14 protein-coding genes and 1 riboswitch are annotated in these 18,464 nt (G+C 69.5%); of the genes, 8 read left to right on the top strand and 6 right to left on the bottom strand.

Annotated elements, in window-relative coordinates; translation table 11 throughout:
- Nucleotides 1–4 precede the first annotated feature (4 nt).
- Both ACQPZW_RS02445 and ACQPZW_RS02440 read left to right on the top strand, forming a co-directional pair.
- The gene (locus tag ACQPZW_RS02445; protein WP_433793215.1) at nt 5–1,102 is read left to right on the top strand and encodes a DNA glycosylase AlkZ-like family protein; all 1,098 of its coding nucleotides are present in this window, start codon (nt 5–7) and stop codon (nt 1,100–1,102) included.
- Complete coding sequence (locus ACQPZW_RS02440) at nt 1,099–1,884, top strand: hypothetical protein (RefSeq protein ID WP_433793214.1); 786 nt, start codon at nt 1,099–1,101, stop codon at nt 1,882–1,884. Before ACQPZW_RS02445 ends, ACQPZW_RS02440 begins: the two co-directional genes overlap by 4 nt.
- Before the next feature lie 516 nt (nt 1,885–2,400).
- Here ACQPZW_RS02440 and ACQPZW_RS02435 read toward each other — a convergent pair.
- The gene (locus ACQPZW_RS02435) at nt 2,401–3,672 is read right to left on the bottom strand and encodes a DUF3500 domain-containing protein (RefSeq protein WP_433793213.1); all 1,272 of its coding nucleotides are present in this window, start codon (nt 3,670–3,672) and stop codon (nt 2,401–2,403) included.
- 257 nt (nt 3,673–3,929) lie between these two features.
- Between ACQPZW_RS02435 and ACQPZW_RS02430 the strand changes: the two genes are divergently transcribed.
- Nucleotides 3,930–5,570 carry a rhamnogalacturonan lyase B N-terminal domain-containing protein gene (locus ACQPZW_RS02430; RefSeq protein WP_433793212.1) on the top strand — a complete coding sequence of 547 codons (1,641 nt, stop codon included), beginning with the start codon at nt 3,930–3,932 and terminating at the stop codon, nt 5,568–5,570.
- Between the two features lie 125 nt (nt 5,571–5,695).
- On the opposite strand, the gene ACQPZW_RS02425 is transcribed toward ACQPZW_RS02430, so the two are convergent.
- Entirely contained in the window at nt 5,696–7,681 is a 1,986-nt protein-coding gene (locus tag ACQPZW_RS02425) for a YncE family protein (RefSeq protein WP_433793211.1), read from the bottom strand.
- 185 nt (nt 7,682–7,866) lie between these two features.
- On the opposite strand from ACQPZW_RS02425, the gene ACQPZW_RS02420 reads away from it, so the two are divergent.
- Complete coding sequence (locus ACQPZW_RS02420; RefSeq protein WP_433793210.1) at nt 7,867–9,345, top strand: glycosyltransferase family 39 protein; 1,479 nt, start codon at nt 7,867–7,869, stop codon at nt 9,343–9,345.
- A 15-nt stretch (nt 9,346–9,360) separates the two neighbouring features.
- Here the strand turns inward: ACQPZW_RS02420 and ACQPZW_RS02415 are convergent, their stop codons facing one another.
- Entirely contained in the window at nt 9,361–9,576 is a 216-nt protein-coding gene (locus ACQPZW_RS02415; RefSeq protein ID WP_433793209.1) for a DUF397 domain-containing protein, read from the bottom strand.
- A gap of 257 nt (nt 9,577–9,833) precedes the next feature.
- Between ACQPZW_RS02415 and ACQPZW_RS02410 the strand changes: the two genes are divergently transcribed.
- A complete protein-coding gene (locus ACQPZW_RS02410; RefSeq protein ID WP_433793208.1) occupies nt 9,834–11,318 on the top strand; it encodes an MFS transporter in 1,485 nt (494 codons plus the stop codon).
- 99 nt (nt 11,319–11,417) lie between these two features.
- On the opposite strand, the gene ACQPZW_RS02405 is transcribed toward ACQPZW_RS02410, so the two are convergent.
- The 3 genes from ACQPZW_RS02405 to ACQPZW_RS02395 all read right to left on the bottom strand — a co-directional run bounded on the left by ACQPZW_RS02405 (nt 11,418) and on the right by ACQPZW_RS02395 (nt 15,113).
- Nucleotides 11,418–12,017, bottom strand: coding sequence for a LuxR C-terminal-related transcriptional regulator (locus tag ACQPZW_RS02405; RefSeq protein ID WP_433793207.1), 600 nt, complete (start codon nt 12,015–12,017; stop codon nt 11,418–11,420).
- Between the two features lie 82 nt (nt 12,018–12,099).
- Entirely contained in the window at nt 12,100–12,987 is an 888-nt protein-coding gene (locus tag ACQPZW_RS02400) for an NAD-dependent epimerase/dehydratase family protein (protein ID WP_433793206.1), read from the bottom strand.
- A gap of 134 nt (nt 12,988–13,121) precedes the next feature.
- Complete coding sequence (locus tag ACQPZW_RS02395; protein WP_433793205.1) at nt 13,122–15,113, bottom strand: glycosyl hydrolase family 28-related protein; 1,992 nt, start codon at nt 15,111–15,113, stop codon at nt 13,122–13,124.
- A gap of 205 nt (nt 15,114–15,318) precedes the next feature.
- On the opposite strand from ACQPZW_RS02395, the gene ACQPZW_RS02390 reads away from it, so the two are divergent.
- The 3 genes from ACQPZW_RS02390 (at nt 15,319) to ACQPZW_RS02380 (ending at nt 18,463) form a co-directional block, all read left to right on the top strand.
- Nucleotides 15,319–16,209: a hypothetical protein gene (locus tag ACQPZW_RS02390; protein WP_433793204.1), complete on the top strand. Its 891-nt coding sequence runs from the start codon at nt 15,319–15,321 to the stop codon at nt 16,207–16,209.
- Nucleotides 16,210–16,242: 33 nt separating this feature from the next.
- Nucleotides 16,243–16,322, top strand: a riboswitch (S-adenosyl-L-homocysteine riboswitch).
- Between the two features lie 18 nt (nt 16,323–16,340).
- Nucleotides 16,341–17,801 (top strand): adenosylhomocysteinase, encoded by a 1,461-nt coding sequence (gene ahcY, locus ACQPZW_RS02385; protein ID WP_433793203.1) that lies wholly within the window; start codon nt 16,341–16,343, stop codon nt 17,799–17,801.
- Between the two features lie 104 nt (nt 17,802–17,905).
- Nucleotides 17,906–18,463, top strand: a complete 558-nt coding sequence (locus ACQPZW_RS02380; RefSeq protein ID WP_433793202.1) for a DUF4142 domain-containing protein — start codon at nt 17,906–17,908, stop codon at nt 18,461–18,463.
- The last annotated feature ends 1 nt before the right edge of the window (nt 18,464 follow it).

Raw genomic sequence — 18,464 nt, 5'->3', positions numbered from 1 at the left:
GCTGATGATCGACGTGGATCGTGAGCGCGTCATGGCGTACCGGATCGTGGCTCAAGGCCTGGCCGACCGCTCCGGCGACCGGCCCGCCGACCTGCCCGTGCTCGACCTCGGCGTCCAGGAGTACACACCTGACTCGACCCGGGTCGCCCTCGCGGCCCGCAGCGGTGCCGACGCCGACGACGACCGGCTCGTCACCGTGTGGGCCGCGCGCGGCGCCCCACATCTGCACCGCCGAGCCGACCTGCCCGCGCTGGTCGAGCAGCTGTGGCCGGTCGGCGACGACGACGCGGCAGCCCGGATCAAGAGCGGCCAGATCCCCGCCGCCGGCGGGTTGGGGGTGCGCGCGTTCACCGCGACGGCCTCGGCCTTCCGGGAGGTGCTCACCGGCCCGATGCCACGCGGGGAGGCCAGCACCGAGATCAGCCGCCGGGTGCCCGCCGAGCTGACCTACGACTGCCGGTCCTGCGGGGCCCGTCACGTCGCCGGCAACGTGTGGCAGCATGCCGGGCTGGCCGGTGGTGTCGAGGTGCTCTCCCGTGGCAAGGACGCGATGATCGGCCCCCTCGCCGATGCCCCGGCGCTCCCCCGCGCCAACCGGGGTGTCGACCGGCTGATCGAGACCTACCTGCGGTTCCTCGGCCCGGCGGGGCCGGGTGAGGTGGCGAGATATCTGGGCACCAGCACCGCGGCGATCAAGGCGGTGTGGCCGTCGGCGAGCCTGACCGAGGTCCGGGTGGACGGGCGCCGTGCCTGGCTGCCCGCATCGGCGGCCGAGCTGCTGGAGTCCGCGCCCGGGCCACATGGGGTGCGGTGGCTGCCCCCGATGGATCCGCTGCTCCAGGCTCGTGACCGTGACCTGCTGGTGCCCGGCCGGGAGCGGCAGAAGGAGGTGTGGCGGATCCTCGGCAATCCCGGGGCACTGCTGATCGACGGCGAGATCGCCGGGGTGTGGCGGGCGCGGATGGCCGGGCGGAAACGGGTGGATCTCACGGTGACCACGTTCGGCGAGCTGACCCGTGATCAGGTCGCACGGGTCGAGGAGGAGGCGGCGCAGGTGGCACGGGCACGTGGGGTGACGGAGGCAAGGGTGGTCCACGAGTGACCACGATCGGATTCCTGCACACGGCCGAGGTGCACGTCGCCACGTTCCGGGGGCTGTTCGCCGAGCTGGCGCCACCGGGCCTCGACGATCTGCACCTGGTCGACGAGGCGCTGCTCGCCGACGCCCGCCGGACCGGTGCGGCGCCGGGGCTGGCCGGGCGGCTGGAGGAGCTGGCCGCCGCCGGTGCCGACCTGATCGTCTGCACCTGCTCGACGATCGGCGGCGCCGCGGAGACCACCACCGCGAAGGTGCCCGCCCCGGAAACCACCACCACCAAGACGCCCGACACGGAAACCACCACCACCAAGACGCCCGACACGGAAACCACCACCACCGAGGCGCCCGCCCCGGAAACCACCACCGCCAAGGCGCCCGGCACGGAGACCACCGCAAGGGTGCCGGTGGTGCGGCTGGACCGCCCGATGGCCGAGGCGGCGGTGGCCGCCGGAGACCGGATCGCGGTCGTCGCCACGGTCGAGTCCACCTTGGAGCCGACGATCGCGCTGATCCGGTCGGTCGCCGACCGGCCGGTGACACTGATCCCGTCCCCATGCCTGACGGCCTGGCGGCATTTCGAGGCCGGTGACCCGACGGCCTACGACGAGGAGATCGCCGCCCACGTCCGCACGATCGCCGGAACCGCCGACGTGATCGTGCTGGCCCAGGCCAGCATGGCGGGTGCGGCGGCTCTGCTACCGGGCCTGCCGGTGCTCACCAGCCCCCGCTCCGCCGTGGAGGCGGCCATCCGCCGAGCCACCACCCTCAAGACCACGGGCCGCTGAACCACCACCCCTCGAAGGCAGCCGACCACCGACTCGCCGCCCTCGATCCATGTGCCGGTCGAACCGTTGATGTTCAGACCTTCCGTCAGCCCGCCTGAAGCTCCGATGACGCTCCGGCAAGAGCCGCCGGTAACGCTCCGGCAAGAGCCGCCGGTAACGCTCCGGCAAGAGCCGCCGGTAACGCTCCGGCAAGAGCCGCCGGTAACGCTCCAACATGACCGGCCGCTCACGCTCCCGCATGCCCGGCCGCTCACGCTCCCGCACGAGGGGCCGGTGACGCTCCCGCATGCCCGGCCGCTCACGCTCCCGCATGCCCGGCCGCTCACGCTCCCGCATGCCCGGCCGCTCACGCTCCCGCACGAGGGGCCGGTGACGCTCCGGCATGAGCATCACCGGCCAGTCATCGGGTGTCACCACGGCCTCAGCAGCAGCCCGACGCGACCCCTCAGTGCAGCGGCCGCTTCGAGACCAGGGTCGATCAGGAGCCCGACGCGACGCCGCGCGGCCAGGGGCCGATCAGAAGTCGAACTCACCGCCGTAGTCGCGGGTGTGGTCACGGTAGACGGTGTGGTAGTGGATCTGATCGGAGTAGACCACCCCGGTCTGACAGATGAACTCCACCCAGACGCTCGGCCCGTCGATACGGACGTAGTCACCGTGTGTGTCGAGCGCGGTCCCACCCGACAGCGCCACGAAGGTCTGGTCCAGCTCCTTCTCGTAGATCTTCAGCAGCTGCTGGGTGGTGGCGTCGTCAGCGTTCGCGACCCACGGCCTGATCGCGGCCAGCACCAGCTTCTTCTGCTTCGGCGTGAGGCTCTTGACCGCGATGCCGACCTTCGTCTCCGGGAACTGCCCGTCCTCGCCCGGCCCGACGAGAACGTCACCGAACGACTGGTCCAGCGTGGCCGTGGCCAGCTGCTTCGCGGTGAGGCTGGTGGTCAGGGCGGCCATTGCGGTCTTCTGCGCCTTCATCGCCTCGACCGTGGCGCCGGAGTCGTCGGTGTAGGTGATCGGCTCGACCCCGATGAAGAAGGGGCTGGCGCTGACCGCCCGGCCCTTCGTGTACGTGAGATGGGTGGCCAGGTGGTGCCCGCCGAAGTCGAGCTGCCAGGTCCCGTCGACCGACGGCTTGCCGAGGAACGCCAGGTAGTAGTAGCCACTGCCGTAGGTCAACGTCATGCCGCCCCCACCGCCCGGCGGGCCACCGGTCGCCCCGGACGGCGCGGGCGCCACAGATGCCTCCGAGGAAGAGGAGGTAGAGGTGGACGGCGCCGCAGATGCGTCGGAGGAGGAGGAAGAAGAAGAGGAGGAAGGGGAGGAAGAGGAGGGTGGCGTACCACCGCCGGTGGAGTCGGTGGCCAGGATCTCGTCTGCCGCGACGATGTCCTTCAGCTGGTCGAACCCGGTGCCGTTCCCGGTGCCGGCCGCCGCCTTCAGCACGGAGTCGGCCGCGGCGAGTTGCTCGTCGGTGAGGCTGCCGAGCTCGATGCCGGGCCGGCAGGTTCCGGCGCAGGGCAGGTTGGACCAGGCGGTGGCGTTCTCCTCGGTGAATTCGAGCAGCACCTCCGCCTTCTGAACGTCGCTGAGCGTGGCGAGGAAGGCGTTGGCCGCGTTGACGAGACCGGGTAGTCCGGTCCGGCCGCCGGTCGGGTCCTTGATCGTGTTCGTCCGGGCCGGTACGGCGCCCTTGTCGGTGGTGCCCGCGTTCGCCGTGGCGATGCCGGCGCCGACCAGCGCGACGGCCGCGGCGACGGTGGCGGCCCCGCGCCACCGGGTCTTGAGTTTCACGCATTTCTCCCTTGCGATGAGGCCCCGCCGATTCGCAACAGGATTGTTGACAACTTGCCGAACGTGGCACAAGGGCTACGGCCGATGTCAAAGGAGATCGACAGGTCGGCTCCCACCCGGAGCGCTTCGGCCAACGCCACCAACAGTGCCGTGACCTGGGGACTACCGGTCCTGAAGATTTCCATCGGGCCGCGAGCAACCTTCTGCCGCCCGGAGATCACCTATGCGGTGTCCCCCCGACTCGCATAGGTGGTCGCATGTCCATCCCCTCACGTCGTCGCCCCGCTTCCCGGAAGCGCCGCAGGGCTCTCGCGGCCGGCTTGGCCTCCGTGGCGGTCCTGGTCGGAGCCGGTCTGCTGGGCGTCGGCCAGCCTTGGGCGAACGCGGCGGCGAACATCAGCTTCGACACCGGCACCGGGCTGGCGTTCACGATCAACGGCACCAACGGCAACATGATCTCGCTGAAGCACAACGGCACCGAGCTGACCGCGTCCGGCTACGCCGCGGGCCAGTTCGAGTCCGGCTGGTCGTCCGCGACCGTGACCGGCAGGAGCTTCAACAACGGCAGTTCGATCCTGGTGAGCGTGGCCAACACGTCGATCGGCGTGACGCAGTACTACTTCGCTCGCAAGAACGACAACACGGTCTACATGGCGACGAACATCAGCAAGGCGCTGAACCCGGGTGAGGCCCGCTTCATCGCCCGGCTCAAGCCGTCCCTGCTGACCACCTCACCGGCCGCTGCCAAGACCGGCGGATTCGGCACCACGGTCGAGGGCTCGGACGTCTTCGCCGGCGGCTCCGGACGGACCGCCTCGAAGTTCTACAGTTCGCAGCGGCTGATCGCGCAGAAGCCGTTCGGCGCCAGTGGCACCGGGCACGGGGCGTTCATCCTTCCCGCGTACACCGACATGACCTCGGGTGGCCCGTTCTTCCGCGACATCGAGGTCAACGACACCGGCAGCGCGGTCAACATCACGCACTACATGTTCAGCGGGCATCAGCAGACCGAGGCGCTACGGCTGGGCCTGCACGGCCCGTACGCCCTCTCGCTCACCAACGGCGAGGCGCCGACCGCTCGCAGCATGGATTTCCTGGCGTCCTTCATCCCCGGGATGCTCTCCAACGCGCAGCGGGGCGGGGTCAGCGGCACCGCCTCGGGGAGCTGGAACGGCCTGTCCGCCACGGTCGCGCTGGCCGGGACGAACGGGCAGTACTGGGGTCAGGTCAAGTCCGGCAAGTTCGTGATCGGCCACGTCAAGCCGGGCACCTACACGGCGACGCTGTACGCCGGTGAGCTGGCCGTCGGCGCCACCAGGTCGATCACCGTGACGGCCGGCGCGACGACCGCCCTGACGATGACCGGCAGTGTTCCGGCGGCGGGCACGCTCTTCCAGCTCGGTACGTTCGACGGCACCCCGGCCGGCTTCCTGAACGCCGACAAGATCGAGACGATGCACCCGTCGGACTCCCGGATGTCGGCCTGGAAGTCGAGCGGCTACACGGTCGGCGGCGGCGCGGCGAAGTTCCCGATGGCCGAGTTCAAGTCGGTCAACTCGCCGGCGGCGCTCGGCTTCACCCTGTCGTCGGTGCCGGCGAACGGCGTCAAGCTGCGCGTCGCCACCACGTCGAGCTTCGCGGGCGGGCGTCCGGCGGTCGCGATCGGCGGTTACACCTCGCCGGCGTCGGCCTCCCCGGCCCCGGCCAACCTCAACTCGCGCAACGTCACCCGGGGCACGTGGCGCGGCGTCAACACCACCTACACCTTCACGATCCCGGCGAGCGCCCTGAAGGCCGGCGCCAACACCCTGTCGATCTCGGTGGTGAGCGGCAGCAGCGGCGAGACGTTCCTCAGCCCGAACGTCATCTTCGACGCGCTGGCCCTCGACCCGGCGTGAAGCCACCGGATCGGCCGCGGCGTCCCGCCAGGCGGCACGGCCGATCCGGTCCCATGAGGACGGCGGGCCGGTCACCATGACCGGCCCGCCGTCGTCACTTCCTCATCTTGTACGCACGTTCGCGCTCACTTGACGAACGTGAGGTACACCCAGGTCCCGTTCGTCGGGTGGTTGTTGTTCTCGCCGTAGACGCGGCGGACGTAGTCCGGCCGCATCCGCAGCTTGGTGCCGGCCGGGTACTTTCCGGACAGTTCGAGCAGTGTGGTGCCGTCGTTCTCGGCCGGGAGGAGCTGCGACTGCACGGTCTTCCACTTCCCGCCGGACCACCGCTGCAGCGTGATCCTGAACATCCGGTTCGTGTGCCTGGTCAGCGCGACGTCGAAGCGCGGCTTCCGCTTGAGCGAGTTCTTGAAGACGTAGTACTTCGCCGAGCCGACCTTCTTGGTCTTGACGTGGCCTCGGACCGTCGTGGCGATGGTGACCCGCGTGTAGACGGCGATCCCGTCGACCACCGCGTTGTACCGGTCGTCACCGGCGAACCGGGCCTGGATGTCGGTGTTCCGGGTCAGCTTCAGAGTCGTCGTCAGAGTGCCCTTGCTGTCGACGGTCCCCTTCTTGAGCAGACGGTTCGGCTGGGAGTCCCACGGGTCGGCCCAGATCTCGACGACGCGGTTGCTGTGGGTGGCTCCCAGCTTCGCCGTGATGGTGACGGTCGCCCCGTAGTTGTTGACCGCGCCGTACTTGGGGGCGGTGACGGTCAGCGACGGAGTCGGCTTGTTGAGCATGACGTACGCCGAGGCGGACGCGGCGGCGTACTCACCGGCGGCGAGGCTCACCGTGTAGGTGGTCTCGACGGCCGCCGTCGGCGTGTCGGTCAGGCTGAACACGCCGTTCGCTCCGGTCCGGACGGTGCCGATCACCGTGCCCTCGGATGCCCCGCGCAGGGTCCGCGTCACGGTCAGCTCGGTGCCCACCGGGACGAGCGTGATCGAGCCCTTGACGGTGAGCGGCTTGTAGGTCTCCGCGAACTCCGGCGCGGTGACCGTCACAGCCGGGTAGCCCTTGACCGGGGTGCTGGTCGACTCCGACGGCTCCGGGGCCGGCGGCGGCTCGGTGATCGAGTGCAGGGTGAACTCGGTGGTCCGGCCGTCGTAGTACTCGGTCACGGCGAAGAGCCGGTCCGCGCCGGGCTCCCAGAGCAGGCCACCGATGACCGGACGGTCACCGGGGATGTCGACCGTCCACGCCGCGGTCGTGGCGCCGGGCTCGTAGACCTGGACGGTGTCGTCGGCCAGCGCGATCCGGCCGTCGGCGGCGACGTCGAGCGTGACACCGAGGTAGTTCGGCAGGATCTGAGTGAAGCCGAGGTCGCTGAGCGGGGCGGTCCACACGCCACCACCGAGGCGGATCAGCCGGGTGCCGTCGGGGCTGAAGGCGAAGTCCCGGTTGTCGGTTCCGTGCACGGCGCCGGTCGCGGTCCTGGCCTCGTCACCACCGGACACGTCGTAGGCCCTGGCCTGACCGGAGCTGATGCCCTCGTCGGCCACCACCAGCACGCCGGGCGCCGCCGGGGTGGAGTGGACGGTCGGCGCGTAGTGGTAGAGCTCATTGTTCTCCAGCTGGTGCAGATGCACCGTGCCGGACGAGGCCTCCACCGAGCCGAAGCCGCCGTCGACGAAGTCGGTGTCCGCGTCGTAGCCGAACCAGAGCCGGCCGCCGGCCACGGTGACGTAGTTGGGGTGAACCGCGTCACCGAGCGGGAGACGCGCCGTCTCGGCCAGCGTCGAGGTGGAGTAGGCGACGATCGCCTTCGCCCCGTACACCGCCGCGTAGAGGGTGCCCGAGTCGGCGGAGAGCGCGAGGCCTCGTACCTTGGGAAGGCCGGTGAGGCGGCCGACCTCGTTGCCCTCGTAGTCGGTGGCGAGGATCGCGCCCGAGGCCGGGTCGCTGAGGAAGAGCCGGTCGTGGACGCCGTCCACCTCCACGTCCCCGACCGAGGACACGGCGAGTGAGCGGCTGGCGGCCGAGGCGGAGCCTAGGGACGCGCCGAACGCCACCGCGGTGGCGCCGATCAGCACCGTGGCGGCCAGCGCGGGCCGAGAGAAGCGCATGGGATCCCCGTATCGATCATGGCGAGTGACGTATGCGGGGAGAATAGACGTTGATCAGACCGTTTTTGATCATCCGAATGGCCGAACCGGGTGCGTTACGTCGCAACGACAACGTAGCGCTGCCGGACCGCCGCCCGTCGTATCCGGTTCATCAATGATTCAAAGTGGTCACCTATAAACGGTCGGTGACAACCGCAGTCGATCTGCCGTCCCCCGTGGCGTCCCCGCCGGCGCGCCCGCCGCGTCGTCTCCAAGCGGGACGGCTCTACTGGCTGTGGCCGGCCCTGACGGCCGCCGTGGTCACCGGCTACCAGCTGCAGAGACCGCAACTGTGGCGCGACGAGCTGGCCACCCTCAGCGCGGCGGGCCGCTCCCCCGGCGCTCTGTCCCGGCTGTCCGAGAACATCGACGCGGTACTGGTCCCCTACTACTGGGTGCTGCACTTCTGGACGGCCGTCGCGGGCGACTCCGCGCGTGCTCTGCGGCTGCCGTCCGTGCTGGCCGTGGCGGCGACGGCGGCGCTGCTCGCGGTGCTCGGAGCGAGGCTCTTCACGGTCCGGGCGGGAGTGCTGGCCGGGCTGCTCTTCGCGGTGATCCCGTCGGTCACCCGGTACGGCCAGGAGGCCCGTCCGTACGCCCTGGCCGGGCTGGCCTCGACCGCCGCGACGCTGATGCTGGTCGAGGCGCTCCGGCACGGCGGCCGGTGGCGCTGGATGTCGTACGCCCTGGCCGTCCTCTCCCTCGGCGGCCTGCACCTGGTCGCCCTGACGCTGCTGACCGGTCACGCGGCCGTGGTCGTCCGCCACGCCGTCCACACCCGCTCGTGGCGCCCGTTCCCGCCCGCGGCGCTCGCCGTGACCGTCGCCTGCGCGGCACTGATCCCTCTGGCGCTGAACGGCCGCGCCCAGCTGACCACCCAACTCGGCGCGAAGCCCCACCCGCCGACCCCGGAGGGTGTCCTGCACATCCTGGAGCAGATCAGCCTCTCCACCTCGGTCGGCGGCCTCCTGCTCGGCCTGTGTCTACTGGGCCTGGCCGACCGGCGGGCCCGGGTGGGTGCTCTGACGATCGTGCTCCCGATCGCCGCCATGGTCACGGTGTCGACCATGAGCCCCATCTGGCACCCGCGGTACCTGTTCTTCGTACTCCCGCTGATCTGCCTGCTCGCCGGCGTCGCGCTCGCGCGGACGCCGTGGCCGGCCGGTCTCGCCCTGGTCCTGGTCGTCGGCATGCTCGGCCTGCCCGACCAGCGCTTCTTCCGCGGATCGCACGAGAAGCGCACCGCCGAGCTCGTCGACTACCGCGCCGCGGCCCGGGTCGTCGCCCGCGAGCGGCAGCCCGGTGACGCGATCGTCTACAAGCGGGACGGCTGGCAGTTCGCCGACATCGCCGTCGAGTACTACCTGGGCGCGGACACCCCGCGGGACGCGCTGGCCGCGCAGAGCCGGGACGAGGCGGGGGGCTACTGGACGCCGGAGCGCGCCGACGTGGCCACCGCCCTGGCCGGCGACACCCGGGTGTGGGCGCTGATCCCCGACAACGTGACGACCGGGGCCAGTTCGGCCCTGTCACCGCCGGTGCTGACCGCGCTGCAGCGTGACTTCACGGTCTCCCGCACGTGGCGGGTCTCCGGTTTCGACATCCAGCTCTTCGTACGCCGCTAGCCGCGCCGACCCGGGTCAGAGGTCGAACTCCCCGTCGTTCACACCGCCGGTGAACGCGTCCCACTCCGCCTTGGTGAAGAACAGGATCGTGGTGGGGTCGGTGGAGTTGCGCATCGCCGCGCCCCCGTCGGGTAGGCGTGCGATCTCCACATACTCCCCGCCGGGCTCCCCCGACCGAAGCCACTCGGCGGCCCCGGCATCGAACGACGCGGCATAGGTCTTCTCGCTCACTGCGCCTCCTCCAGCGATGGTCACCCTCAGCAGAACCGCGGCCTCCCTCGCCGAGGGGGGCCGCGGTCCGATGGTGTGCCGTCAACGCTATCGAGGCGCTTTGCAGCGAGCGAGCGCCTTGACATGTTCCGGATACTCGGTTCCCCCGGAGGAGGTCTGATCCCGGGGGCGCACCGGCGTGAGGATCTCGAGTGCCGGGTTGTAGCTGTGAGGTTGCTGGGTATGCGTGTGACACATCACCAAGTGGAGGTGCGTCAATGGCGCAAACCGTCCCGACCTCCGGATCGGGGACCATTCGGAGTCTGATCCCGGCACGTATCGACCGGCTCAGCTGGTCGCCGCTCCACACCCGCATCATCCTGGCGCTGGGCACCGCCTGGGTGCTGGACGGTCTCGAGATCACCGTCGCCAGCGCGGTCGGTCCCGTCCTCGCCGAACAGGAGACCCTGGCGCTGAGCTCGGCGCAGGTCGGCCTGATCGCCACGGTCTATCTTCTCGGTGAGGTGTTCGGCGCGCTGTTCTTCGGCCGGCTCTCCGACGCGCTCGGCCGGAAGAACCTGTTCATCGTCACCCTCGGCGTCTACCTCGCCGGTAACGCCCTCACCGCTCTGACCTGGGGAAACAGCACGGCCGCACTGGTCTTCCTCTATCTCACCCGATTCATAGCCGGCGCGGGTATCGGCGGCGAGTACGCCGCGATCAACTCGGCCATCGACGAGATGATGCCGGCCAAGTACCGCGGCCGGGTCGACATCGGTGTGAACGGCACCTACTGGGGTGGCGCGATCATCGGCACGCTCGGCACCTACATTCTGTTGAACAACCTGGACCTCGACTGGGCATGGCGGATCGGCTTCCTGATCGGCCCGGTCATCGGTCTGGCCATCTGGGGTCTGCGCAGGCACCTGCCGGAGAGCCCGCGCTGGCTGATCATGCACGGGCGCGAGGCGGAGGCCGAGGAGAACATCGCCAAGATCGAGCGGGCCGCCGAGGCCGCCGGCCAGACGCTGGAGCCGCTGGACGACTCACGGGCGATCGAGATCCAGCCCAGCAGACCGCACGGGTACCTGTCGTTGCTGAAGGTGCTGTTCAAGGTCTACCCGGCCCGGTCGACGCTGGGCGCGACGCTGATGATCACGCAGTCGTTCCTGTACAACGCGATCTTCTTCACCTACACGCTGGTGCTCACCAAGTTCTTCGGCGTGAGTGGGACGGCCGCGCCGCTCTACCTGGTGGCGTTCGCGATCGGCAACCTGATCGGGCCGCTCACCATCGGCCGCCTCTTCGACACGGTCGGGCGACGGAAGATGATCTCCGGTACGTACCTGCTGTCCGGCGTGCTGCTGGCGATCACCGCGGTGCTGTTCCAGCAGGGGGCCCTGAACGCGATCACCCAGACGATCGCGTGGAGTGTGATCTTCTTCTTCGCCTCCGCGGGGGCCAGTTCGGCGTACCTCACGGTCAGCGAGATCTTCCCGCTGGAGATCCGCGCGCAGGCGATCGCGGTGTTCTTCGCCATCGCGCAGTGCTTCGGCGCCATCGGGCCGGTGTTCTACGGCTGGCTGATCGGCGAGGGCGAAGACCCGAACAAGCTGTTCATCGGCTTCCTCATCGGCGCCGCGGTGATGGCGGTCGGTGGCGTCGTCGAGGCGATCCTCGGCATCGACGCCGAGGGCAAGTCCCTGGAGGAGGTGGCCACGCCGCTGTCGGCGGTCACGTCACGGCCCCGGGCCACCGGCTGATCGCGCCCGCTGCGGTCGAGGGCTCCGCTTTCGGAGCCCTCGACCTCAGCCTCCCGCGGCGCGGTCAGGCGAGCCGGAGGCGAAGCAGTCGGGCACAGCTCACACGAGGCCGGCGCTACCCGCGACAGCGGCGGCCTCGGTGCGGCTGGAGACGTGCAATTTCCGCAGCAGGGCCGCGGTCAGGCGTTTGACCGTACGGTCGGAGACGTGCAGCACGCCGGCAATCTCGCTGGTCGACGAGCCGGTCGCGATCAGGCGCAACAGCCGCTGGTCGCTCTCGTCGAGTTGAGCCGTCGCGGCCTGCGCGGTCGGGCGGCTGGGCCGCTCGACGAGTGACGCGAGCAGCGGGGCCGGCATCACCGCCCAGCCCTCCAGGGCGGCCAGCAGCGGCGAGACCGCCTCCTCGCCGCGCGGCAGGATGCCGCTCGCCCCGGCACGCAGGGCCTCGAGCTCGGCCGCCGGGTCACCGTCGCCGACCATGGCCAGGATCCGGGTCTTCGGCGAGGCCGCCCGGGCGGCCGCGACCGCCGCGACACCGGCGGGTGGCATCAGATCGACGAGGATCAGATCCGGTGTGGGCTCTCGTACCAACCCGGCCACGTCCGCGCCGTCACCCGACCCGGCGACGGCGGCACGACCCCCGGTCGCCTCCGGTATCGACTGCTCGAGGCCACGCACCAGAGGGGCGTGACCGGACACGACTACGATCCTGATCCCGTTACGCATGGCCCCCGGATGCCCAGACCCTGGCGAATCATTCCTCGGAGTCCGGAACTCCACGTCAACGCGGGTGGGCGGCCACGAAATCGGCGATGTACTCATCGAGACGCTTCTCCGGCCGCCAGCCCAGGCCGCTGGCCTTGGTGGTGTCGGCCTGGCCGCGAACCCGCTCGCCACGACGCTCCGGGATGAGCGTGAACTCCCCGCCGAACAGCTCGGCGACCTTGGCCAGCGGCCACTCGCAGCCGGTGCCGAGCAGGTAGCCGTCACCGGTGCCGCCGCGGGCGACCAGCACCAGGCCGCGCACGATGTCGTCGATGTGGGTGAAGTCGCGGGTCTGGGTGCCCGGGGACACCACGGTCAGCGGCTCACCGGCCAGGAACTGCCGCTCGAAGATGCCGATCACCGTGGCGTACTTGCCCTGGGTGATCTGGCCGGGACCGTAGACGTTGTAGAAGTACGCGATCGCGTAGTCCAGCCCGTACCAGTTCGAGTAGTTCTTGATGTACTCGATGTTCTTGGCCTTGGTCCACGCGTACGGATTGAGGTTCTCGTCCTCGCCGTCGTTGCCGAATTTCGAGCTGGACCCGGCGTAGATCAGCTTCGCGCCGTGCCCGGCCGTGAACTTGACCACCTCTTTGGTGCCGAGGAGGTTGAAATCCCAGGTCAGGTCGTGGTCCTCGAACGACTGCGGAATCCGAGAGTACTCACCGAGGTGGAAGACGAGCTCCGGCCCGGGCAGGCCCCGGTCGGCCCAGGTCTTCGCGATGTCGGTGGTCGACCCGTCGATGTAGCTGACGCGCGGGTCGTGCACGTGGTTCTCCGGCGTACCGGTGAAGTAGTTGTCCAGTGAGACGATCGTCGCGTCCGGGAAGTCGTTCAGCAGCGACCTGATCAAGGCGCCACCGACGAATCCGGCACCACCGGTGACCAACAGGGTTCGGCTCAACGTACTTCCCATCTTCCGGTCCGCGCAGCGCCGACCAGGCTACCTGTGGTAGGTGCCCGGAAACCAACCGCTCGACCCGGTATTACCCGGAGCGGTCATGGCGACACTCTGTGGTCGCCATGACCGGGCTCAGTTCACCATTCCGAGGGAGCCGGGGGTGCCACTACCGGGGGACGGTCGTCACACGTGATGGCGTTAGGCAGGTACGGCGCGAGCCAGCCGCCGTCGTTGCCGCCGAGGTCGGTGAGCCCGAACTCGGAGCCGGTCGCCGGGAAGCCGAACCGGCCGCAGTTGTTGACGCCGACCGCCCCGACGTTGCGGGCGTCGACGTTCTCGAAGGACGCGGAGCCGCCTGCTCGTGCACTCAGGACGCTGGTGCCCGTACCGTCGACTCGGATGTCCTTGAATGTGATGTCGTCGATGGAGTGGAGATCCTTCACCCCCCACTCGGCGACCAGCATGATCGCGTTGTAGGTGCTGTCCAGGTAGTGGTCGCCGGTCACCCGCACGTCCGCGTCGAAGCCGCCCTCCAGGCTGTAGAGCCAGATCGCGCCGAGCCCGATCCGCCAGTTCAGCTCGAAGGTGCCGGCCCGGGCCGTGGTGTTGTTCGTGAACCGCAGGAACCCGGTGAACGGCTCGGCGCCGAACCGGGTGCCGGCGTGCAGCGCGCTGCCCTCGCGGACCGGGTCGGCGATCAGGTTGTTCGAGACCGTGGTGTCCCGGCCGCCGTAGATCGCGATGCCGTTGGCCAGGGTCGGCGACTGGATCGTGTTGCGGTCGAAGGTGTTGCCGCTGTTCGTGGTCTTCTCCGCCCACATGGCCAGCGCGTCGTCACCGGTGTTGCGCACGAAGTTGCCGCGCGCCACCGAGTTCACGACACCGGTGTGGAAGTTCAGACCGTCGGCGATCTGGTCGACGATGACGTTGTTCGTCACCCTCGTGTTCGACATCGGGCCGTCGAACCACAGGCCCACCTTGGTGTGCTGGATGTACAGGCGGTCGATGGTCGAGTCGCTCATCGCCCCGCCGACCCCGTTGACCTGGTCGGTGTCGATCCGCTCGCGCACGTCGCCCTGGATCGCGAAATCGGACAGGTGCACGTTGCGGCTGCCGCCCTCGGCCGCGCTCCGCCCGTAGAAGCCGACGCCGGTGTGCACCGAGCCGTCCGGGGCGGGCTCGGCCAGCGCGACCTCCCGGCCCTTGAGGATCGTGTACCAGTTGCCGGCCCCGGTGATCGTCACGTCGTCGACGACGATGTGCCGGTTCACCTGGAAGACGCCCGGCGGCAGATAGACCTTCCGGTGGATCCTCTTCGCGTACGCGACAGCGCGCTCGATGGCCGGCGCGGAGTCCCTCCGCCCGGTCGGGTCGGCGCCGAAGAGCAGCACGTTGACCCCGGTCAGGTCGATCCGCGGCAGCCCGACGAGTTCGGAGTCGAGCAGGTCGATCGTGGTCGGCACGGTCCGGGCGGTGAGCCGGATCCGGTCGCCGGCCCGGTACGCGCGCCCGAGGAGCAGCCGCTGCTCGTCGTAGAAGTGGGCCGGCCGGAACGGCTTGGTGATCACCGGGGCCGGGGTGGTGGCCGCCGGCACGCACTGGCACTCGGTGATCCACCACTCCGGGTGCAGGAGGTCCGCCCCCGGGTCGTTCGTGAACGGGTACTGGTTGTAGAGCCAGGAGTACTGCGAGGTCAGTGTCATGGTGCGGGACTCGTGCCGGGTGGTGACCGACAGCGGGGCGGTGATTCCACCGCCGCCGGGTGCATCCGGGATGCTGTAGCGCACGGTGATCGCGTTGGCCGTCCTGGGCAGGGTGAACTCCACCCATTCGCCGGGGTCGAGGGTGACCGCGGAGCGGCCGGACGCCTCAGCCGGCAGCGTGTAGGCGGTGCGGTCCGGCCCGATCACGGTTCCGGTGGTGTCGGCGTGCTCGGCCTCCTGCTCGAGGAACGCGACCGGGGCGCCGCGGCCCGCGACCAGAGCGGGATCGAGGGCGGCGCGGGTGACCCCGTCGGCCGCGGGGGCGGTGGCGCCGGCGGCGTGCGGGACGGCGGTGGCGCCGAGGAGCACGCCGAGGAGGAGGACGGGCCAGCGCGGTGGAGCGCCGGTCCGAACGGCAGAGGACATCGAAGGCTCTTCTCGTTGAGGACGGTGAGCCGACGATAGATGCAGGGAGATCTACCTCACAATGGCCTGTCGAAGTATTTCAGTTTTCTGCCTAGTTCTTGCATGTCCTCGCAATTTCGCAGCTCGATTCGGTCCACGATCGGGCGCGGATCATCGGGGTGAGCGGTGCCGGACTCCTGGTCCGAGTCCGCGCTACGCTGCCCGCGTGCGCGTGATCTCCCGCCCCCAGGAGCACGGCGTCGACATCTACGACTCCGAGCTCACCCTCGTCCACACGGTTCCGCTGGAGCTTTCCGACGACGACCACGGCTACTGCGTGAGTCACTCGCGCGACCGCCTGATCCACGTCACCTTCGAGTGGCTGACCTGCCTCGATGTCGAGGGGCGCGAGCTGTGGCGAGTCGCGCTGCCGCCGGGGGACCCGACCTCGATCGGCCGGACCGGTTGCGACTTCTCCGCCGACGACCGCCGTCTCTGGGTCTACGTGCCGCAGGTGATGACCGGCCGCGGCGGCCGGGACCAGTGGATCGTGCTGGACGCGGTGACCGGGGCCGAGCTCGCCCGGCACGAGCTGCCGACCGCCGGCCAGGGCGACAGCCATCTGGCGTTCGAGGACGGGCGGATGCTGCTGGACGTGGGCGAGGGCCAGGACGGCACCCAGTGCTTCCTCGCCTCCCCGGACATACCGGTGGTCCACCTCGACGAGTGGGACGCCCGGGTGCCGCTCGACCTCTCCCCCGACGGCAGCCGGATCCTGACGGTGGATCACGAGGGCGAAGACGCGGCCGTGCACGATCGGCCCGGCGGTCCGCCCCTGGTCCGGATCCCGTTGTCGGCTTTCGGCGATCTCGGGTCCGGTGACGCGTTCATCGAGTTCAACGGCGGTTTCCTCGACGCGTCGACGGTGATCGTGGTGGTCGCGGGCGAGGACGAGAAGACCGAGGAGGAGTGGTGGAAGCACTTCACGCTCGACAGCCAAACCGGCGAAGTGACCGGAGAGCTGGGCATTTCCACCATCGATCAGTACGATCTGACACCGCTCGGTGACGGAACGTATGTGATTAGCGACACCGACGGAACACTCCATCGGATGTGATCTTGCGATTGACGGGCTAAGGTGGATCCCGGCCTCACCGAGAGGCGCTGCAACGGATCCACCGGATCCGCCACGCTCGGCCGGGCTTCTTGACGCAAGGGCGCCTCCTGAGAGGGAGGAGCCCTCTTTTCATGAGCGACAAACTTCGATCCATCAATGGTCTCGACTTCGCGGTCGCCGACCTGTCGCTGGCCGAGGCCGGCCGTCACCAGCTGCGTCTCGCCGAGCACGAGATGCCCGGCCTGATGTCGCTGCGCACCGAGTTCGGTGACAGCAAGCCGCTGCGTGGCGCCCGGATCGCCGGCTCGCTGCACATGACCGTGCAGACCGCCGTCCTGATCGAGACCCTGGTCGCGCTCGGCGCCGAGGTCCGCTGGGTGTCCTGCAACATCTTCTCCACCCAGGACGAGGCGGCCGCCGCCACCGTCGTCGGCCCGAACGGGACGGTCGACGCCCCCGCCGGCGTGCCGGTCTTCGCCTGGAAGGGCGAGACGCTGGAGGAGTACTGGTGGGCCACCATGCGCCTGTTCGAGTTCAGCGACGGCCAGGGCCCGAACATGATCCTCGACGACGGCGGTGACGCCACCCTGCTGGTGCACAAGGGTGTCGAGTTCGAGGGCGCGGGCGCCGTCCCGGCGACCACCGCGGAGGACAACCACGAGTACTCGATCATCCTGGAGACGCTGCGCGGCAGCCTCGCCTCGGACAACCGGCGCTTCACGAAGATCGCTGCCGAGATCAAGGGTGTCACCGAGGAGACCACCACCGGTGTGGCCCGGCTCTACAAGCTGGCCAAGGAGGGCACGCTCCTCTTCCCGGCGATCAACGTCAACGACGCGGTCACCAAGAGCAAGTTCGACAACAAGTACGGCATCCGCCACTCGCTGGTCGACGGCCTGAACCGGGCGACCGACGTGATGCTCGGCGGCAAGCTGGCCGTGGTCTGCGGTTACGGCGACGTCGGCAAGGGCTCGGCGGAGACGCTGCGTGGCCAGGGCGCCCGCGTCGTGGTCACCGAGGTCGACCCGATCTGCGCGCTGCAGGCGGCCATGGACGGCATGCAGGTCGTCCGGATCGAGGACGTGGTCGGTGAGGCCGACATCTTCATCACCACCACCGGCGGCACCGACATCATCACCGCCGACCACCTCGCCGCGATGAAGCACAACGCGATCGTCGGCAACGTCGGCCACTTCGACGACGAGATCGACATGGCCGGGCTCGCCAAGGTCCCGGGCATCGAGAAGGTCGAGATCAAGCCGCAGGTGCACGAGTGGCGCTTCCCGGACGGCCACTCGGTGATCGTCCTCTCCGAGGGCCGCCTGATGAACCTGGGCAACGCGACCGGTCACCCGAGCTTCGTGATGTCCAACTCGTTCACCAACCAGGTGATGGCCCAGATCGAGCTCTGGACCAAGCCGGAGGCGTACGAGAAGCAGGTCTACGTGCTGCCCAAGCACCTGGACGAGAAGGTGGCCCGGCTGCACCTGGACGCGCTCGGCGTCCGGCTGACCACCCTCACCAAGAAGCAGGCGGAGTACCTGGGCGTGGACGTCGAGGGCCCGTACAAGCCGGAGCACTACCGGTACTGATTCACCCCGCAGCACGACGCGCCCGGCCTTCACCTGATGGCCGGGCGCGTCCCTTTTCACCCGTTTATGCTGCGATTATGTCTTTCCGTCACAAGATTTTTACAGTGAGTATCGCAACCATGATCGGCTTCACCGCCGCGCCCGCCATGGCCGCCCCGGCCCGGCCCGCGCCCGTCGGCCCCGCCGGCCCCGCCGCCGCGGTGGCGCGCCCGGTCAGCCCCGAGGCCGAGTTCCTCATCGCCGTGCACCAGGGCAACCTGGCCCAGATCACGGCCGGCAAGCTGGCCGCGGGCAAGAGCGAGAACCGGACCGTCCGAAAGCTCGGCAAGCGGATCGCGGCGTACCACAAGAAGCTCGATGCCCAGGTCAAGCAGGCCGCCGATGCTCTCGGCGTACGCCTTCCGGCGGAGCCGAACTCGGAGCAGCTCGCTCTCGCCGGGCAGTACCGGGCCGCGAACGCCGCCGGTTTCGACCCACTCTTCATCGACACTCAGCTATCGAGCTATGAGCGGGCCGCCAAGCTCGCCCGGCTGGTGCTGGCCGTGAGCGAGGACCCGTTGATCGCGAAGATCGTCGCGTCCGCGACCCCGGTGATCGAGAAGAACCGGGCCGCTCTGGCCGCAGCCCGCGCCGCGCTGGTCAGGAAGCAGCCGCGACAATGAT

The organism is Actinoplanes sp. CA-252034, from assembly GCF_050956125.1.
Taxonomy (GTDB): domain Bacteria; phylum Actinomycetota; class Actinomycetes; order Mycobacteriales; family Micromonosporaceae; genus Actinoplanes.
The sequence above is the reverse complement of the archived record's forward strand: the minus strand, read 5'-3'. Positions and strand labels throughout refer to the sequence as shown.

Coding starts and splice junctions, on each gene's coding strand:
- ACQPZW_RS02445 (WP_433793215.1), top strand. CDS start 5: ATGATCGACGTGGATCGTGAGCGCGTCATGGCGTACCGGATCGTGGCT.
- ACQPZW_RS02430 (WP_433793212.1), top strand. CDS start 3,930: ATGTCCATCCCCTCACGTCGTCGCCCCGCTTCCCGGAAGCGCCGCAGG.
- ACQPZW_RS02425 (WP_433793211.1), bottom strand. CDS start 7,681: ATGCGCTTCTCTCGGCCCGCGCTGGCCGCCACGGTGCTGATCGGCGCC.
- ACQPZW_RS02410 (WP_433793208.1), top strand. CDS start 9,834: ATGGCGCAAACCGTCCCGACCTCCGGATCGGGGACCATTCGGAGTCTG.
- ACQPZW_RS02395 (WP_433793205.1), bottom strand. CDS start 15,113: ATGTCCTCTGCCGTTCGGACCGGCGCTCCACCGCGCTGGCCCGTCCTC.
- ahcY (WP_433793203.1), top strand. CDS start 16,341: ATGAGCGACAAACTTCGATCCATCAATGGTCTCGACTTCGCGGTCGCC.